General features: G+C 74.7%; 3 protein-coding genes. 1 reads left to right on the plus strand and 2 read right to left on the minus strand.

Annotation, left to right across the window (positions count from 1 at the left end):
- Positions 1 to 9: 9 nt before the first annotated feature.
- On the minus strand, positions 10 to 846 hold the full coding sequence (locus G3I53_RS05695) for a DUF4397 domain-containing protein (RefSeq protein ID WP_164438081.1): 837 nt from the start codon (positions 844 to 846) through the stop codon (positions 10 to 12).
- 107 nt (positions 847 to 953) lie between these two features.
- Positions 954 to 1,562 (minus strand): sigma-70 family RNA polymerase sigma factor, encoded by a 609-nt coding sequence (locus tag G3I53_RS05700; RefSeq protein WP_164333257.1) that lies wholly within the window; start codon positions 1,560 to 1,562, stop codon positions 954 to 956.
- Positions 1,563 to 1,689: 127 nt separating this feature from the next.
- Between G3I53_RS05700 and G3I53_RS33630 the strand changes: the two genes are divergently transcribed.
- On the plus strand, positions 1,690 to 1,868 hold a 179-nt coding region (locus G3I53_RS33630; protein ID WP_239063591.1), incomplete at its 3' end, for a MerR family DNA-binding transcriptional regulator.

The following is a 1,868-nucleotide window of genomic DNA, read 5'->3' on the forward strand; positions in this document are numbered from 1 at the left end:
CGGTGCCGCTCAGGCACGCCGGCCGGCGACCCGGCGGGCCACCAGCACGCTCGTGACCGTCACCGCACCGGCCGCCGCGGCCCAGCCCGGCCAGGAGCCCGGGGAGCCGGGGTCCACAGCCGCGCCGTTCCCGCCGGCGTGCACGCCCTTGGGGGCCGACGCCGTGCCGCTGAACGTCTGGGTCTTCAGCGCCAGGTTGTCGTCCTCGGCGCTGCCCCAGGCGTAGACGACGGTGCTGGTCCCTTCCTGGAGGGTGAGGTCGGCCGGGCCGATCGCCACGGTGTCCGTGCCGGCGAGCACGACGTCCGCGTTCACGGTGCCCGCGTCGACCTCGGTGGTCTGCTCCTTCGGGTTCTCCAGGCCGGTGAGGACCGGCTGTCCGCCCGCCCGGACGTCGACGGCGGGGGCGGCCGCCACGTGACGCACCGTCAGCCTGGCCTGGCCGGCGCCGACCGGGGACACGTCGTTGACGAACGCCGTCAACTCGGGCTTGCTGTCGGCGTTCAGGTGGGCGGCGACCGTGGCGTCGGCGCCCTCGGGCACCTCGATCTCCTTCTCCAGCGCCGGGGCGCCGTCGGGGTTCTGGCCCGCTCGGAAGATCTGGATGTCGTAGGTGCCGGCGTCGAGTTGCTGCGGTTCGGTCACCGTGCCGGGCTCGAAGTCGCCGAGCAGTTCGTCGCCGTTGGCGTACACGTCCACCGTCATGCCGGGGATGCCGTGGAAGACGGACACGGTCGCCGTGCCGTCGTCGTCGCCGGGTGCCGCCAGGGCGGGCGTGGCGGCACCGAGGGCCAGCGCGCACGCCCCGGCGCAGGCGGCGAGGGTGAGGGGGGTCCGAGAAGTCATGTCCCTGGGTCCTTTCGGGTGGAGTCCCCGCACCGCGCGGGGTCTCGGTGGTGCTTCGGCCGGGGGAGCGTCCCCGGATGCGGGGGCGGCTGTCCCTGTTCGCCTGCCTATGTGCCGTCGGCCGGGGCGTGGCCCCGGTCGACCGCGCCGCGCAGCCGGTGCAGACCGCGCCGGGCATGGCTCTTGACCGTGCCCAGGGGCATGCCGGTGCGTTGCGCTATCTGGGCCTGCGTCAGGTCCTCGTAGAAGGCCAGGCACAGCACGTCCCGCTGGTGCCGGGGCAGCCGGGACAAGGCGTCCACCAGCAGCACCCGGTCCAGGACGCTCTCCGGGGCCGGCTCGCGGGGCGGGGAGGTGCCGGCGCCGCGTGCGGCCGAGTCGGCGAGCGCCAGCCGTTTGGTGCGGGCGGCCAGCGCGTCGACGATCTTCCGGCGGGTGATGCCGACCAGCCAGGCGCCCAGCGGGCCTCGCTCCGGCCGGAACCCGTCCCGGCCGCGCCAGGCGCCCAGGAACACCTGCTGGGTCACGTCCTCGGCCTCGTGCGTGTCACCGAGCGACCGGACGGCCATCGTGTGGACCAGCGGCCCCCAGCGCCGGTAGATCGCCGCGAACGCGTTCTCGTCGGCGGCACGCAGGCCGCGGGCCAGCTCGTCCTCGTACCGGGTCTCCTCGGCCGGCGGGACGAGGGTGCCGGTACGTCGCGTGGTCGTGCTCATGGCCCGGTTCCTCCTGTCGTGCGTCGTGCGTCGTGCGTCGTTTCGTGTGCGTCGCTTGTGCCGTCAGTCTTGGAGAGTCGAAACGATGCAGACAACATGCGTCGTTTGTGCGTCGTACAGTGGGGTCATGGACGACGACCCGGACGACGGCACCACCGGCAGGCCCGAGCACGCCGGCCGCGACGACGACGCACCCCGCGGCGGCGGGCTGACGACGGGCGAGGTCGCCCGGCGGCTCGGCGTGGCCCCGACGACGGTCCGCACCTGGGACCGCCGCTACGGCCTCGGCCCCGACGCGCACACCGG

The sequence above is a fragment of the Streptomyces sp. SID14436 genome (assembly GCF_010548465.1).
Lineage (GTDB): Bacteria > Actinomycetota > Actinomycetes > Streptomycetales > Streptomycetaceae > Streptomyces.

What these genes read in the sequence shown, in the direction of transcription:
- G3I53_RS05695 (WP_164438081.1), bottom strand. Translation starts at nt 846, where the DNA reads ATGACTTCTCGGACCCCCCTCACCCTCGCCGCCTGCGCCGGGGCGTGC.
- G3I53_RS05700 (WP_164333257.1), bottom strand. Translation starts at nt 1,562, where the DNA reads ATGAGCACGACCACGCGACGTACCGGCACCCTCGTCCCGCCGGCCGAG.